Raw genomic sequence first — 16570 nt, forward strand, 5'->3', positions numbered from 1 at the left:
GGACAGCCAATCAAGGACGTGAATCAGTGCCTTGATTGTCGTTGTCCGGTGTTGCGACGTCCGCGTAAAAGCGCGCGAAAACAAATTGATACAGCACGCAGCAGCGCTCTGTGCCTGAAATAATGCAGGTAATGTCTAAAGCAGTTTAAGGAGACCCTCAATGTCCACTCAACAACCTAACCCCTGGGGTTTGTATGATCCATCAGCAGGAAGCGACAGCTGTGGTGTAGGTTTTATTACCCGCAAGGACGGCGAGCAGACCCATGAAATCCTGCAGATGGCGCATAGCGCCCTGTGCACGGTACCGCACCGTGGCGGGATGTCTGCAGAGGGTGTGGGCGATGGTGCAGGCGTTAACGTTGACCTCTCCCTGAACTTCTTCCGTAAGCTGACCGGTCAGGCGCTGGAAGCGGGCCGCTTTGGCGTGGGCAACTTCTTTGTGCCAAAAGATGCGGCGCTGCGCACGAACGCAGAGCGTCTGGTTGAAGAGACGCTGGCCGCTTACAACTTCCCGGTGCTGCTGAAGCGTGATATGCCGCTGGACAACAGCGTCACGCGCCCGGCCGCACAGCAGTTCCAGCTGCCGATCGTGCAGTGGGTGTTTGCCGCACCGCAGGACGTTACCGAGCAGAGCGACTTCGAGCGCCACATTTACCGTGCGCTGCTGGACATCGAAGCACGCGCTTTTACCGAAAGCGAATTCGGCGGCCTTTATCCGCTGTCGCTGTCGTCGCGTACTCAGGTGTTCAAAGCCCGCCTGAACTCCAACGAAGTGATTCCCTACTTCAAAGATCTGACCGATCCCGATCATCAGGTGCGCGGACTGTTTTTCCATACCCGCTTCTCCACCAATACCGATCCGCATACCACGATGGCGCAGCCGTTCCGTCTGATGGCGCACAACGGTGAGCTGAACACGGACCGTAAAAACCGCATCGCGGAAGCGGCACTGATGCTGGCGCGCGGCAAAAAGATCGTGCGGCCAAAAGGCCAGTCTGACAGTTCACGTCTCGATCAGAGCATCCACAGCCGTCTGATGGAAGATAACCTCGATCTGATCAACGCCGTGGTTTCAATGATGCCGCCGGCGTGGGAAAACGACACCTCGCTGTCGGCTGAAGTGCGCGCCATGCTCGAATACTTCTCGCTGTATGAAGAGAAGAACGACGGCCCCGCCGCGCTGATCTTCGGTAACGGCGAAGTGATTGGCGCACGGCTGGACCGTCTTGGTCTGCGTCCGCTGCGCTCCGTAGAAACCGCTGAATACATCGGTGCGATGTCAGAAGCCGGCCAGATCGCCTTCCCACCGGAGAGCGTGCTGCGCCGTGGCCGTATCGAAGCTGGCGGCATGCTCTATTACGATCACAAAGAGAAACGCTCTTACACCACCGTGCAGGCGCTGGAAAAGCTGGCGGCGGAAAAAGATTATCTCTCCCTGGTGCAGGCGGCACGCGTTGAACTGCAGCAGCTGCCGGAAGTGCCGGCAGAGAAACTCGGCTCGCCGCTGCGCTATCGCGGCGACCTGAAAACCTATCAGCGCTTTGTGGCTTACTACTACAACCAGGAAAGCTTCAAATTCATGATGGACCCGATGCTGCAAACCGGCGCTGAGAAGATCTCCGCGATGGGTTACGGCAACGCCATCAATGGCCTGTCCGATCATGAAGGCGGCATGGCGCACTACTTCTCGCAGCGCTTTGCACAGGTCACCAACCCGCCGCTCGACTCCATCCGTGAAGCGGACGGCATGACGCTGCGCGTGGCGCTCGGCGCTAAACCGCACCTCGGCCGCAGTAAAGGCCAGCAGATCATCGTGCCAAGCCCAATTCTGACGCACCTGGACATGCTGCGTCTGCGCGAGCAGAAAGTGGCGCCGTATGCGCGCTTCGAGATGCTGTATGAGCCAGTCATCGGTAAAGACATCGTCAGCCGCGCCGCCAACGCCAAAGCGCTGGAAAACGCTATCGATAACCTGGCGCAGCAGGTGGTGGATTTTGCCCGTCAGCAGGGCGGCATCGCGGTGATTACCGATCGCCATATCTCTTCAACTCATGCTGCCATTCCGATGCTGCTGATGGTGTCGGCCATCAACCAGCGTCTGGTGCAGGAAGGCCTGCGTCTGGATGTGTCACTGGTGGTCGAGAGCGGCCAGAGCATCTCCTCACACCATATCGCCGCCACGCTCGGCTTCGGCGCCTCTGCCGTGTATCCGCTGGGCGTACAGATGCGTGCAGAAGAGAAGTTTGGCGAAGGTGAAGAAGGCAACAAAGCGTTCAAACGCTATGCCAAAGCGGCAGAAAAAGCGCTGATGAAAACCATGGGCAAAGTGGGCCTGTGTACCGTTGAGAGCTACAGCTGCGGTGAGTTCTTCGAGCCGAACTTCCTCGATACCGAAGATCCGGTGCTGAAGAAATATTTCCCGAATATCAAAACCCCGGTAGGCGGCGCGGGCTTCCCGGCCATCGCGCAGATGGCGGTGGACTGGCACCAGAGCGCGCTGAAAATTCAGGGCGAAGCCGAAGTGCCACTGCTGGGTCTGTTCAAAGAACGTTCTGAGGGTGCGGGCCACTCGTATGGCACCATCGCGGTACGTACCTTTATTGATATGACAGAGCAGCCGATTCGTTTCGCCGACAAAGCGCGCGAAGAGGACAACTTTATCCGTCTGATGACGCTGGCCAGGCTGGACAACGCGTTCAGCATCAAAGCCGAGTCGTTTAAAGACAGCAGCTTCGAGCGCATCCCGAATGCGGTGATCGACAGCTTTGCTATCACGCCGGATTACCGTCAGTTCTCCAGCCTGATGCACGCTGAGCGTAAGCGTCGTCCGGCGGCACTGCGCGACATCCTCGCGCTGCCGTGCGATCTGACCCACGTGGACAGCGAAGCCGAATTTGGCCGCAAGCTGGGCCGCTACTCGCTGGTCAACAACGGCTTCGCCATTCGCGGCCTGCGCTGCGAAGCGGTGAACGGCAGCCTCAACCAGTTTGAGCTGCGTCTGATTGATGCCATTGCCGGCCTGAAGCCGGAGAGCGAGCGTCTGGCCGCGCTGTCACGCGCGCTGAAAACCCGCTTTAACGATGAGATCGAAAGCAGCAGCATCACTGAAGGCGTGTTGTACATTACCGCTTACGGTCAGGCAGCAGACTATCTGGCAAAAATCTTTACCGCGCTGCCCTCGCTGCCGCTGGAAGAGGTCCAGCCGGCGCACGAAATCACCCGTACCTTCGCCTCAGGCGCCATGAGCCACGGCGCGCTGGTCGCGCCGGCGCACGAAGCGGTGGCGCACGGCACCAATATGGTGGGCGGAATGAGTAACTGTGGTGAAGGTGGCGAACACTATTCACGTCACGGCACCATTCGCGCATCGCGCATCAAACAGCTGGCGTCCGGTCGTTTCGGCGTGTGGGCGGCTTATCTGGCCGACCCGATGCTGGAAGAGCTGGAGATCAAAATCGGCCAGGGCGCTAAACCGGGCGAAGGCGGTCAGCTGCCAGCACCGAAAGTGACGGTGGAGATTGCGGCCGCGCGTGGCGGTACGCCGGGCGTTGAGCTGGTATCACCGCCGCCGCATCACGATACTTATTCTATCGAGGATTTGGCGCAGCTGATCCACGACTGTAAAGCGGCGCGCGTGCGCGTTATCGTCAAACTGGTGTCGTCTGAAGGCATCGGTACTATCGCAGTCGGCGTGGCAAAAGCCGGCGCAGACGTCATCAACGTCGCCGGTAACACCGGCGGCACCGGCGCGGCGTCGGTCACCAGCCTGAAATACACCGGGCGCGTGGCAGAAATCGGTATCGCCGAAGTACACCAGGCGCTGTGCGCTAACGGGCTGCGTGACAAAGTGCAGCTGCGCTGCTCCGGCGCACAGCAGACCGGCAGCGACGTGATCAAATCAGCGCTGCTCGGCGGCGACAGCTTCGAGTTCGGCACCACCGCGCTGATGATGCTGAAATGCGTGATGGCGAAAAACTGTAACGTCAAATGCCCGGCTGGCCTCACCACTAACGCTGAAGCCTTCGATGGCGATCCGCGTCAGCTGGCGCAGTACTTCATCAACGTGGCGCAGGAAGTGCGTGAGTTCCTCGCACGCCTCGGTCTGCGTTCGCTGCGTGAAGCGCGCGGCCGCTCTGACCTGCTGCACCTGATGGATCATCCGCTGGAAGTGGGCAAACTCGATCTGCGCGCCATGCTGACTGTGGTGCCGGAGCAGAAGATCGCTCAGCCGGTGTATCTGGAAAAAGATTTCGAGCTGGACGATGGCTGGGCAGACGAGCTGAAAGCGCAGCTGGTTGATGCTGCCCGCCGCGAGATTACGCTGGGTAACGGCGTAACGCTGAACAACCGTAACAAGAGCGTTGGCGGTCAGCTGGCGATCGATATTGAGCGCATGCTGAACCACGAGCTGTCGGCGCAGCAGCTGGCCGCGCTGCCGGCGGTACTGCAGGATGACCGTGGCCGGAAATATCTGGCACCGCGCACAGTGCAGATTGATACCCGCGGGTCAGCCGGTCAGTCATTTGGCGCGTTCTGCAACGACGGCATGCAGATGAAGCATTACGGCACCTGTAACGATGGCGTCGGTAAAGGTCAGTGTGGCGGCGAACTGGTGGTGATGTCACCGGGCGGCGGCGCACAGGACAGCGACGGCAACGTGCTGATCGGTAACTTTGCGCTGTTCGGCGCGACCGGCGGTCGTCTGTTTGTTCAGGGCCAGGCCGGTGACCGTTTCGCCGTGCGTAACTCAGGCGCCACCGCGGTGGTGGAAGGCGTCGGCGACTTCTGCTGTGAATACATGACCAACGGCGCGATTCTTAACCTCGGCACCTTTGGTAAAGGTTTCGGTAACGGCATGAGCGGCGGCTTCGCCTATCAGTACGATCCGTACCGTTCCCTGGCCGCGCACGCCGCCGGTGATTCGGTGCTGTTCGGCTCCATCGCTGACGAAGACGAAATGGCGCAGGTGCACAAGCAGGCAGTGCTGACCATGCTGCACTGGCACCTCGAAGCCACCCAGTCGCCGCGCGCGGCGTGGCTGCTGGAGCACTGGGAAACCGAGTGTCAGCACTTCGTTTACGTGATGCCACGCTCGCTGCTGCTGTACCAGGACGGCGGCGAGATCCTGAAAGCGAAAACGCGTAAGGATTTACTGGAAGAGCTGTCCACGTCGCTGGCCGCGCATCAGGTTGCCAAGTTCAAATCAGCCTGGCGTGCGGGCAAAACCATCGCCGACGGTGCGGTACCGGCCTACGGCGCGACCGATACGCAGGAGATGTTTGTTCTGCTGAATAACTACACCGTTCTGAGCTTCGCGCAGCAGCTGGCGCTGGGCAAACTGCCGAAAGGCACAGCGGTGGAAGACGCGGCAGTCGAGAAAGCGGTTCGCAACCTGCTGATGACCGAAGATTTCGCGCTGGTCAGCAAGCTGCAGCGTCATGCCCGTGCGGCCATTGAGAACTACAGCGATGATGAGCTGGCAAGCCTGATCGCCGCCAAGCGTATGTCGGATTACAAAGCCGCGCTGACGCAGCGCAACATTCGCTCCATGGACAGCCTGGCAACCTATGGCTGGATCATTTATCAGGACGCCTGCAACCGTGAGGTGCTGGGCCATCTACCTGATTTTGAAGAGCTGTTTGCACGCGCCGCACTGCCAGAGATTGCCGCCGCGGTCGGGAAACTCTCCTGATTGCGCTGCGAAAGAAGATTGATGACGATAAAACGGTTTGAGTACTGATATCCATGAAGATTCCTTACATTCCTGAAGACGCGCCGTTTAACGGCGAACAGAAATACTGGCTGGCGGGGTTTCTCGCCGGTCTCCACTCGCGCCTGCTGGTATTAGAAGACAAGCAGACCGCACCGGCAGCGGGCGCCAGCGCCACCACCCAGCTGCATATTCTGTTTGGTTCCCAGACCGGTAACGCCGAAGCGCTGGCGCAGACCGCAGCCAAAGCGGCGCGCGCTAAAGGCCTGGTGCCGGTAGTGCAGGCGCTGGGTGAAGTGGATCTGGATGTGTTCGCCACCATGCGTCATGTACTGATCGTCACCTCCACCTACGGCGAAGGCGAAATGCCAGACAACGCACAGCTGTTCTGGCAGGCCATCTCAGCCAGCACCGCGCCGCGTCTGGAGCAGATGCACTTTGCCGTGCTGGCAATCGGCGATACCGGCTACGACGGTTTCTGCCAGGCCGGTAAGTTCATTGATATGCGCCTGGAGCAGTTGGGGGCGAAACGCGTAGTGGATCGCATCGACTGCGACATCGATTACGAAGAGCCTTCCAGCGAGTGGATTGGCAGCGCCATGCCACAGTTTGCCGCCAGCGCGGGCAGCAGCGGCACGGTGCTGGAGAGCGCGCCGGAAGCGCCGGTAATCCCAGGCAGCAACAAGCAAAACCCATACGCGGCGGCGCTGGTGACCAATAAGCGTCTGTCAGGCGAGCAGTCCGCCAAAGATATCCGTCACTTCGAATTTGACCTGAGCGACAGCGGCCTGAAATACGAAGCCGGTGATGCGCTGGGCGTGATCCCGGTGAACGATGCCGGGCTGGTGAGCCTGCTGCTGAGCGAACTGAAAGCCGACTACGAAACCCCGGTGCCGGGCTTTGACCGTAACCTCGGCGATCTGCTGACCTATCAGTTCGAGATTTCTGAGCCGTCGCGCAAGCTGATTGAGTGGGTCGGACAGCACACAACCAACCAGGAGCTGCTGCACGTGCTGCAGCACGACGATAAAGACACTCTGGCCAACTGGCTGTGGGGCAAAGATACGCTGGATCTGCTGCAGCTCGAGCTGAAGCGCAGCCTGTCGGTGCCGGAGCTGGTGGCGATGCTGCGTCCGCTGCAGCACCGTGCTTACTCCATTTCGTCCAGCTCGAAGGCGCACCCTAACCAGGTGCATCTGACCATCGCTTCCGTGCGCTATCACAGCGGTGGCCGCGAGCGTAAAGGCGTGTGCTCAACCTATCTGGCTGAACGCGTGCGTCGCGGAGAGAAGCCGGCGATCTTTATTTCGCCGAACAAAGCGTTCCGCGTGCCGGCGAACAATAACGCCCCGCTGATCATGGTCGGTCCGGGTACCGGCATCGCGCCGTTCCGCGCCTTCCTGCAGGAGCGTCAGGCGACCGGTGCTGAAGGTAAAAACTGGCTGTTCTTCGGCGACCAGCATCAGGAACATGATTACATTTACGCGGATGAGCTGGCGGGCTGGCAGCAGAGCGGTCTGCTGACGCATCTCGACCTGGCCTTCTCCCGCGATCAGGAAGAGAAGATTTACGTGCAGAACCGCATGCTGGAGAAAGGCGCTGAGCTGTACGCCTGGCTGCAGGAAGGCGCCTACTTCTATGTCTGTGGCGATGCCTCACGCATGGCGAAGGATGTCGATGCCGCGCTGTATGAAGTGGTGCGTCAGTTCGGTGGTCTTTCCAGCGAACGTGCCGCAGCCTATATCGATCAGCTGAAGAAAGATAAGCGTTATCTGCGCGACGTTTATTAAGATCGGTACAAAGGGAGCGCTACGCTCCCTTTGGTCTGCCGCGCGCTAAGCCGCGCTGCGACACAGGCATAAAAAAACGGGCTAATCAGCCCGTTTTTTATTTTCCGCGATTTACTTCACTACGCGCAGTGAAGGACGTCCACCGCGCGGCGGCGGTTCGTCATCCGGTGAAGAGTCGTCATCCGTCGCATCGTCCGGACGGTCACCATCAATCACCGACATCAGCGTCTCTTCCTGGCCGCCTTCCTGCTCGTCGCCGGACAGCTCATAAGCCGGCTCCGGTTCGAACATGGTGCCGGCGCCGTTTTCGCGCGCGTAAATCGCCAGCACCGCAGCCATCGGCACGGATACCTGGCGCGGCACGCCGCCGAAACGCGCATTGAAGCGCACCTGATCGTTGGCAAGCTCAAGGTTACCCACCGCGCGCGGTGCGATGTTCAGGACAATCTGTCCGTCACGAGCGTACTCCAGCGGCACCTGTACGCCAGGCAGATTGATATCCACCACCAGATGCGGCGTCAGCTGGTTGTCGAGCAGCCATTCATAAAAGGCCCGCAGCAGATAGGGACGGCGGGCAGTAAGTTGCGACATTTCCATAGATTAGCCCCGGGCTTGCAGGCGCATTTCACGTTCGGCTTCCGTCAAAGAAGCGAGGAAGGAGTCACGTTCAAATACGCGCGTCATGTAGCCTTTCAGCTCTTTCGAACCTGCGCCAGCCAGATCCACACCCAGCTGCGGCAGACGCCACAACAGCGGCGCCAGATAGCAGTCAACCAGGCTGAACTCTTCGCTCATAAAGAACGGCGTACGTGAGAACAGCGGCGCAATGGCCAGCAGCTCTTCGCGCAGTTGCTTGCGCGCGGCATCGGCTTCGGCACCGCTGCTGGTTTCAATGGTACGCATCAGGCTGTACCAGTCCTGCTCAATGCGGTGCATCATCAGACGGCTTTCACCGCGCGCGACCGGATAAACCGGCATCAGTGGCGGATGCGGGAAACGCTCATCGAGGTATTCCATGATGATGCGGGATTCATACAGCGTCAGTTCACGGTCGACCAGCGTTGGCACAGTGCGATACGGGTTGAGGTCAATCAGATCCTGCGGCAGATTATCCGTTTCAACCTGCTCGATCTCCACGCTGACGCCCTTCTCAGCCAGCACGATACGTACCTGATGGCTGAAAATGTCAGTCGGACCAGAAAACAGCGTCATTACCGAACGTTTGTTGGCAGCGACAGCCATGAAAACCTCCAAGTTTGTTCACAAAAAAATACTGCGAATAGCCAACCACGCGGCGACTCACCTGCTCATCAGATTCGCACACAGCCGGGCGTTACGGGCATTGTCCGGTCGTCCCGACAGGAGCAGTATGCACAACGCCGCGACTCGCGGGCGCAAAGTGTCAGTCAGTTTACCAGATTTTAAGCAGCTTGTGGGGCGGGGATAATCATTTGCGGGCAAAATGCGGGGAAAGCTCGCGTTTTTGCGCTGAAAAAGCCGCGATTCAGGCAATAAAAAACCCGCCGAAGCGGGTTTTTTGAGCCAATTGTAACTGCCGAAGCAGCCAGCAATTAACGCTTGGAGAACTGTGGACGACGGCGTGCTTTACGCAGACCGACTTTCTTACGTTCAACCTGACGCGCGTCACGGGTAACGAAGCCCGCTTTACGCAGTTCAGAACGCAGAGACTCGTCGTATTCCATCAGAGCGCGGGTGATACCGTGACGGATCGCACCAGCCTGACCAGAAATACCACCACCTTTAACGGTGATGTACAGGTCCAGTTTACCAACCATATCAACCAGCTCCAGCGGCTGACGCACGACCATGCGTGCAGTCTCACGACCGAAGTACTGCTCCAGAGAGCGCTGGTTAATTACGATGTTACCGCTACCCGGCTTGATAAAGACGCGAGCGGCAGAGCTTTTGCGGCGACCAGTGCCGTAGTTTTGAGTTTCAGCCATTGCCTATAATCCCGATTAAATGTCAAGAACTTGCGGTTGCTGCGCCGCGTGGTTGTGCTCGTTACCTGCGTAAACTTTCAGTTTACGGTACATAGCACGACCCAGTGGGCCTTTTGGCAGCATGCCTTTAACCGCGATTTCAATCACACGCTCAGGACGGCGTTCGATCATCTCTGCAAAGGTCGCTTGCTTGATACCACCGATGTGGCCAGTGTGGTGATAGTAAATCTTGTCGTTACGCTTGTTGCCGGTTACAGCAACTTTGTCAGCGTTCAGAACGATGATGTAATCACCGGTATCAACGTGCGGAGTGTATTCCGCTTTGTGCTTACCACGCAGACGGCGCGCCAGTTCAGTCGCCAGGCGACCCAGGGTTTTGCCAGTTGCGTCAACAACATACCAGTCACGCTGTACGGTTTCTGGTTTAGCTGTAAAAGTTTTCATTGAAAAGCTTACCCAAATAAAAGTTACACGTTGGTGAAATCCCAAACGCTAAGTTAACGATTGAGGCTCACACGACCAATTCGCCCAGCAAGCCCACCCCCTCAGGTAGAGTTACCGGATCACACAGTTTTCCGGGAAAAGAAAGCCTGTGCTGTAACGTGGGGTCGCAAGATTATAGAGAAGTCGAATCTAAAGATCGACTCTTTTTGCGCCCGAAGCGGTGATTTCTGTTTGCCCCTCAGGGCAGGTGCGGCAGGCGAAGATACTCCTCGCTCTGCATCTCCTGCAGGCGCGACAGACAGCGCTGATATTCGAATTTCAGCCGCGTGCCCTGATAGATTTCAAACAGCGAGGTTTCTGCCGCCACCACCAGCTTGACGTGGCGCTCGTAGAACTCATCCACCAGCGCGAGGAACCGCCGCGCCTGGTCTTCCGTTTTGTAAATCATCACCGGCACATCGTACAGCAGCACGCTGTGGAAGCGGCGCGACAGCTCGATGTAATCGTGCTGGCTGCGCCCTTCACCGCACAACGCGAGGAAGTTGATGGCCAGTACGCCTTCGTGAACGCCGAGCGTCGGCAACTGGCGATGGTTAATCTCCAGCACCGGCGCGTCGCCGCGCGGTTTACCGGACAGCGCGCTGAACATGCGCTCCATCTCCGCGTGCGTTGCGTCGTTAAGCGGGAAATTCCACAGATGGGCCGATGTCAGGGTGCGCAGGCGATAATCAATGCCGGCATCGACATTCATCACATCGCAGTGGCGCTTGATCTGCTCGATAGCCGGCAGAAAACGCGCCCGCTGCAGGCCGTTGCGGTACAGCTCATCCGGCGGAATGTTGGAGGTCGCCACCAGCGTAATGCCGCGGGCAAACAGCGCTTCCATCAGCGTACCTAGCAGCATTGCGTCGGTGATGTCGGAGACGAAAAACTCGTCGAAACAGAGAATATCGGTTTCCGCTTTGAAACGGTCAGCGACAATCAGCAGCGGGTCGCTGTGGCCCTGCAGCTGCGTTAACTCTTCGTGCACGCGCAGCATGAAGCGATGGAAATGCAGACGCAGTTTGCGATCGCCAGGAATAGACTGAAAAAACAGATCCATTACCCAGGTTTTACCGCGTCCGACGCCGCCCCACATATACAGGCCACGCACCGGCGCTTCATGGCTCTCCGGCGCTTTATTCATCAGCTTTGATAAGCGGCCAAACAGCCCTTTAGCTGCCGGCTGCGGCTGCTGCTGGCGGGCAATCAGGCCTTGCTGGATGCGATCTAAACGGGTGATGGCGTCACGTTGTACATCGTCCGGACGAAACTCGCCCTGCGACAGCGCCTGCTCATAGCGCGCAAGCGGAGATGAGGTTTGCATGGTTCTCTCAGAATCCCTGAAAAAGTCCGATTCACGTGTCGGTTGTCGAAAATTAGGCCGCTCTACACTAAGCGATACAGCCCGAGGATTCCACTTCCGATGGATTAACGGGTATAGTGGCTACTATTGAAGTTGAAACAGAAGCAATGCCCTACGAAGCAACGGAAATTACACGGGAGTCATTATGACCTGGGAATACGGGCTGATTGGTTTAGTGATTGGCATTATTGTCGGCGCGGTAGCGATGCGTTTTGGCAACAAAAAGCTGCGTGAGCAGCGCAGCATGCAGTACGAACTGGAAAAATCCAAAGCGGAGCTGGCGGATTACCGCGAAGAGCTCACCAACCACTTTGCGCGCAGCGCAGAGTTGCTGGACAACATGGCGCGCGACTATCGCCAGCTGTATCAGCATATGGCGAAAGGGTCGAATGACCTGCTGCCAAATCTGCCGGGCGAGAAAAACCCGTTTGCTTACCAGCTGACGGAAGCCGAGGCCGATAACGACCAGGCGCCGGTGCAGATCCCGCGCGACTACTCTGAAGGCGCATCGGGCCTGCTGCGCAGCGGCGAACGCACCACCCGCAGTTAATCCTTTTGGGGCACAGCATGGCTGTGCCCTTTTTGTTTTCCGAACGCTTATTACCAATAACTGTCACACTTCTTTTATCCCCCTTTTCGCAGCGAGAGCGTCATAGCAATGAAAAAACCAGCACGACTGTTAAGCGCATTAGCCTTGAGCATTGGGATGAGTCTGGCGGCGACGCCGGGTGCCATGGCCACGTTGCCGGCACAGATTCAGGGACAAGCACTGCCAAGCCTGGCACCGATGCTGGAAAAAGTGCTGCCGGCGGTGGTCAGCGTGCATGTCGAGGGCACCGACAGCGGTCAGCAGGGCCAGGATATTCCCGAGCCGCTGAAGCGCTTCTTTGGCCAGGCGCCCGGGCAGTCTCAGCCACAGCCGTTTGAAGGACTGGGTTCCGGCGTCATCATCGACGCAGCTAAAGGCTACATCCTGACCAACAATCACGTGGTAAACGGTGCGGATAAAATCAGCGTGCAGCTGAGCGATGGCAACGAATATGACGCAAAGCTGATTGGTCATGACGAGCAAACCGACATCGCGCTGATTCAGGTAGAAGGCGCAAAAAACCTCACGCAGGTGAAAATTGCTGATTCTGACGCGCTGAAAGTGGGTGATTTCGCCGTGGCGATCGGCAACCCGTTCGGCCTCGGCCAGACGGCGACGTCTGGCATTATCTCGGCGCTGGGCCGCAGCGGGCTGAATCTGGAAGGGCTGGAAAACTTTATTCAGACCGATGCCGCCATCAACCGTGGTAACTCTGGCGGCGCGCTGGTGAACCTCAATGGCGAGCTGATCGGCATTAACACCGCCATTCTGGCGTCGAGCGGCGGCAATATTGGTATTGGCTTTGCCATCCCCAGCAACATGGCGATGAACCTGGCGCAGCAGCTGATTCAGTTCGGCGAAGTGAAGCGCGGTCAGCTCGGGATCAAAGGGACAGAAATGACCGCCGATATCGCGAAAGCGTTTAACGTCGATGCGCAGCGCGGAGCATTTGTCTCTGAAGTGCTGCCGAAGTCGGCGGCGGAACAGGCGGGCATCAAAGCGGGCGACATCATCACCGCCATTAACGATAAGCCAATCACCAGTTTTGCCGAGCTGCGGGTGAAAGTCGGCACCACGCCGCCAGGCCAGCAGGTGAAAATCGGTCTGCTGCGCGATGGCAAACCGCTGACGGTGACCGTAACGCTGGAACAGAGCGCGCAGAGCACCGCCAGCGCCCAGCTGATGTCGCCGGCGCTGCAGGGCGCCACGCTCAGTGACGGCAATACCAAAGCCGGCGATAAAGGGGTCAAAGTCGATACCATCGAAAAAGGCACGCCGGCAGAACAGGTTGGCCTGCAGAAAGACGATGTGATTGTCGGCGTCAACCGTACGCGGGTGCAGAGCCTCGCCGAGATGCGCAAAGTGCTGGAGGGCAAACCGCCGGTACTGGCGCTGAACGTGGTGCGCGGCGACGAGAGTATTTACCTGCTTCTGCGATAATCCTCGCAACGGGCGGACAAGCAGGTGTTTGTCCGCCCTTCTCGTGCTATTCTGCCCTGCGATCAACTCTTGCCTGAAATAACACCATGTTTCTTAAACTTTTACGTTCTGTGGTGATGGGCCTGATCGTGGCAGGTTTACTGCTTGTCGCGATCCCGGCGCTGCGAATGGGCAGCAACGTCACCTTTGATCACGACAGCAGCGCCGATGAAGCGCCCTTCAGTTTCAATCAGGGCGTGCGCCGTGCTGTGCCGGCGGTGGTCAACGTCTATAACCGCAGCGCGCACGGTAACAATAATCGCGGCATTACCACGCTCGGTTCCGGCGTCATCATGAACGCGAAAGGCTACATCCTCACCAACAAACATGTCATCAATAACGCTGACCAGATTATCGTCGCGCTGCAGGACGGACGCTTTTTTGAAGCGACGCTGGTGGGCTCCGACGCCATGACCGATCTGGCGGTGTTAAAAATAAGCGCCTCTAATCTGCCGGTGATCCCGATTAACGCCAAACGTGTCGCGCATATTGGTGATGTGGTGATGGCGATTGGCAACCCGTACAACCTCGGCCAGACGGTCACCCAGGGCATCATCAGCGCCACCGGCCGCATCGGTCTGAGCTCCTCCGGTCGGCAGAACTTCCTGCAAACCGATGCCTCGATCAACCAGGGGAACTCCGGCGGCGCGCTGATTAACTCGCTGGGCGAGCTGATGGGCATCAACACGCTGACCTTCGACAAAAGCAACGACGGCGAAACTCCGGAAGGCATTGGTTTTGCCATTCCGACCGCGCTGGCGACCAAAATTATGGATAAGCTGATTCGCGATGGCCGGGTGATCCGCGGTTATATCGGTATTACCGGGCGCGAGCTGCCGCCGCTGCACGGTCAGGGCAGCAACCTCGATCGGGTGCAGGGCATTATTGTTAGTGAAGTGACGCCGGGCGGTCCGGCGGATCGCGCCGGCATTCAGGCCAATGATGTCCTGCTGCAGGTAAACGGTAAGCCGGCGCTGTCCGCGCAGGAGACCATGGACCAGGTGGCAGAAATCCGCCCGGGATCGGTGATTGATGTGCAGGTGCTGCGCAATGAGCAGAAGATGACGCTGCCGGTTACCATCCAGGAGTTTCCGGAAGCGGCCAATAATACCTCGCCGTAAACGCACCCGGCCGCGGACAGCGCTGTCGCTGAGCCGCGGCCGGGTGTGCAGAAACGCGGCGTAACTAGCTGCGATCGACCGGGAAAGCGATCACCTCACTGAGCGCATCGGCCTTCAGCGCCAGCATAATCAGGCGATCGACGCCCAGCGCCACGCCGGAACAGGCCGGCATGCCGTGCGCCAGCGCATCCAGCAGGTAAGTATCAATCGGATGCTGTGGCAAACCGCGCGCGGCGCGACGACGATTATCCTGCTCAAAACGCTGACGCTGTTCGCGGCTGTCGGTCAGTTCGCGGAAACCGTTGGCCAACTCCACGCCTTTGTAATAGACCTCAAAACGCTCTGCCACGCGGTGATCTTCGGTACTGATCTCCGCCAGCGCCGCCTGACTGGCCGGGAAGTGATAGACGAAGCACGGCTTATCGAGACCAATTTTCGGTTCCACGCCCAGCATAAACAGCAGCTGCAGCAGCGTGTCGCGATCGTCTTCGCGATTCGCCAGCTCGCCCTCACCCAGCTTTTCCGCCGCTTCGCGCAGCTGCGCCTTGTCCGCCGACAGCGGATCGATCTCCAGATGACGGATAAACGCCTGCTGATACGATAGCGATTCGGCGCTGTCGCACTCCAGCACCTGCTGCAGCAGGTCGTCGACTTCGTTCATCAGCCGATACATGTCGTAGTGCGGCCGATACCACTCCAGCATGGTGAATTCTGGATTATGGTGGCGCCCGGCCTCTTCATTACGGAAGCAGCGCCCCATCTGATAAATCGGGCCGCTGCCCGCCGCCAGCAGGCGCTTCATGTGATATTCCGGACTGGTCATCAGCCACAGATCGCGCCCGTCTGCCGCCCCAGGTCCGACAAAGCGCGTCTGGAATGGCACCAGATGGATGTCGGTGATCGTCGCCTGGCTCATGGCAGGCGTATCCACTTCCAGTACGCCGCGATCGGCAAAGAAACGCCGGATTTCCGCCAGGATGGCGGCGCGTTTCAACAAATTGGCAATGGGTGCGCTCGGCTGCCAGCTTGCCGTTTCGCTCATGGTGATGACTCCTTATACAGACAAGGGGAGGAAGTCTACCCGTATTGCTGACGGCAAACAACGGCACCGCCGTCGCGGCAGGCAGTTTCAGAAATCACAGGTGCTGGCAGGACAACAGGAGGAAGAGAAAGCCGGTACGAAAGCAGGTTTCGCACCGGTTTTAGTTACTGCGCGCTGCGCTGAATTGCCTGACCGCCCGCTTCAACATCTTCGCCTACGCCACGCGTGGTGTTACAGGCAGAAAGCAGCGAGGAAAGCACCAGTACCGAGAAAATCGCGACAATACTTTTCTTTAACATAGCCATATCCTTGTTGGTTGCAGTAAAAGTACAGCTTTTAAAGCATAGACCGGATACGCCATGATGGCGGTTAAGCTGCTGAAAAAAGACGCGGTGCGGGGAAGAGCGCGGAAATAAAAAAGGCGCATCGATGATGCGCCTGATTTGACGATTATTTTACGCGGGAAACGTATTCGCCAGAGCGGGTGTCCACTTTTACCACTTCGCCAATCTGTACGAACAGTGGCACTTTGATCACGGCGCCGGTAGACAGCGTCGCTGGCTTGCCGCCGGTACCGGCAGTATCACCTTTCAGACCTGGGTCAGTTTCGGTGATTTCTGCTTCGATGAAGTTCGGTGGCTGAACGGCGATCGGTTTATCGTTCCACAGGGTTACGATACACTCGGCGTTGTCCTGCAGCCATTTGGTCACGTCGTCCAGCACCTTGGCTTCAACCTGATACTGTTCGAAGGTTTCAGGGTGCATGAAGTAGAAGAAGTCACCGTCGTTGTAGGAGTACTGCAGCGTCATGTCACGCACGTCTGCGCCTTCGGCGGAGTCGGTAGACTTGAAGGTTTTCTCAACGCGTGAACCGGTCAGCAGACGACGCATTTTAACACGTGCAAACGCCTGGCCTTTACCCGGCTTAACGAATTCACTGGATTCGATGGCATACGGTTCGCCTTCGAACATGATTTTAAGACCGGCACGAAAATCGTTGCTAAGATAAGTCGCCATAAAGGCCCT

Annotated in this window: 13 protein-coding genes; 5 read left to right on the forward strand and 8 right to left on the reverse strand. The window is 58.2% G+C overall.

What is annotated here, in order from left to right:
- Nucleotides 1–160: 160 nt before the first annotated feature.
- Both AC6I7J_RS16945 and AC6I7J_RS16950 read left to right on the forward strand, forming a co-directional pair.
- Complete coding sequence (locus AC6I7J_RS16945) at nucleotides 161–5692, forward strand: glutamate synthase-related protein (protein ID WP_498006233.1); 5532 nt, start codon at nucleotides 161–163, stop codon at nucleotides 5690–5692.
- Between the two features lie 53 nt (nucleotides 5693–5745).
- Nucleotides 5746–7500 carry a sulfite reductase subunit alpha gene (locus AC6I7J_RS16950; protein WP_021507751.1) on the forward strand — a complete coding sequence of 585 codons (1755 nt, stop codon included), beginning with the start codon at nucleotides 5746–5748 and terminating at the stop codon, nucleotides 7498–7500.
- Between the two features lie 111 nt (nucleotides 7501–7611).
- Here AC6I7J_RS16950 and sspB read toward each other — a convergent pair whose 3' ends face one another.
- The 5 genes from sspB to zapE all read right to left on the reverse strand — a co-directional run bounded on the left by sspB (nucleotide 7612) and on the right by zapE (nucleotide 11274).
- Nucleotides 7612–8097 (reverse strand): ClpXP protease specificity-enhancing factor, encoded by a 486-nt coding sequence (sspB, locus tag AC6I7J_RS16955; protein ID WP_021507752.1) that lies wholly within the window; start codon nucleotides 8095–8097, stop codon nucleotides 7612–7614.
- A gap of 3 nt (nucleotides 8098–8100) precedes the next feature.
- Entirely contained in the window at nucleotides 8101–8742 is a 642-nt protein-coding gene (sspA, locus tag AC6I7J_RS16960; RefSeq protein ID WP_021507753.1) for a stringent starvation protein SspA, read from the reverse strand.
- A gap of 329 nt (nucleotides 8743–9071) precedes the next feature.
- On the reverse strand, nucleotides 9072–9464 hold the full coding sequence (rpsI, locus tag AC6I7J_RS16965) for a 30S ribosomal protein S9 (protein WP_021507754.1): 393 nt from the start codon (nucleotides 9462–9464) through the stop codon (nucleotides 9072–9074).
- 15 nt (nucleotides 9465–9479) lie between these two features.
- Entirely contained in the window at nucleotides 9480–9908 is a 429-nt protein-coding gene (gene rplM, locus AC6I7J_RS16970; RefSeq protein WP_021507755.1) for a 50S ribosomal protein L13, read from the reverse strand.
- Between the two features lie 238 nt (nucleotides 9909–10146).
- The gene (gene zapE / locus AC6I7J_RS16975) at nucleotides 10147–11274 is read right to left on the reverse strand and encodes a cell division protein ZapE (RefSeq protein WP_058759600.1); all 1128 of its coding nucleotides are present in this window, start codon (nucleotides 11272–11274) and stop codon (nucleotides 10147–10149) included.
- Between the two features lie 184 nt (nucleotides 11275–11458).
- On the opposite strand from zapE, the gene zapG reads away from it, so the two are divergent.
- From zapG to degS, 3 genes are all read left to right on the forward strand, one after another.
- A complete protein-coding gene (zapG, locus tag AC6I7J_RS16980; protein ID WP_021507757.1) occupies nucleotides 11459–11863 on the forward strand; it encodes a Z-ring associated protein ZapG in 405 nt (134 codons plus the stop codon).
- Nucleotides 11864–11971: 108 nt separating this feature from the next.
- Entirely contained in the window at nucleotides 11972–13342 is a 1371-nt protein-coding gene (gene degQ, locus AC6I7J_RS16985) for a serine endoprotease DegQ (RefSeq protein ID WP_031279744.1), read from the forward strand.
- An 86-nt stretch (nucleotides 13343–13428) separates the two neighbouring features.
- Complete coding sequence (gene degS, locus AC6I7J_RS16990) at nucleotides 13429–14502, forward strand: outer membrane-stress sensor serine endopeptidase DegS (RefSeq protein WP_021507759.1); 1074 nt, start codon at nucleotides 13429–13431, stop codon at nucleotides 14500–14502.
- A gap of 64 nt (nucleotides 14503–14566) precedes the next feature.
- Here degS and epmA read toward each other — a convergent pair whose 3' ends face one another.
- From epmA to efp, 3 genes are all read right to left on the reverse strand, one after another.
- Entirely contained in the window at nucleotides 14567–15544 is a 978-nt protein-coding gene (gene epmA / locus AC6I7J_RS16995) for an elongation factor P--(R)-beta-lysine ligase (RefSeq protein WP_021507760.1), read from the reverse strand.
- Between the two features lie 164 nt (nucleotides 15545–15708).
- Complete coding sequence (locus tag AC6I7J_RS17000; protein ID WP_031279745.1) at nucleotides 15709–15843, reverse strand: entericidin A/B family lipoprotein; 135 nt, start codon at nucleotides 15841–15843, stop codon at nucleotides 15709–15711.
- Between the two features lie 151 nt (nucleotides 15844–15994).
- Nucleotides 15995–16561: an elongation factor P gene (efp, locus tag AC6I7J_RS17005; protein WP_021507762.1), complete on the reverse strand. Its 567-nt coding sequence runs from the start codon at nucleotides 16559–16561 to the stop codon at nucleotides 15995–15997.
- Nucleotides 16562–16570 lie beyond the last annotated feature (9 nt).

It is taken from the genome of Type-C symbiont of Plautia stali (assembly GCF_059730935.1).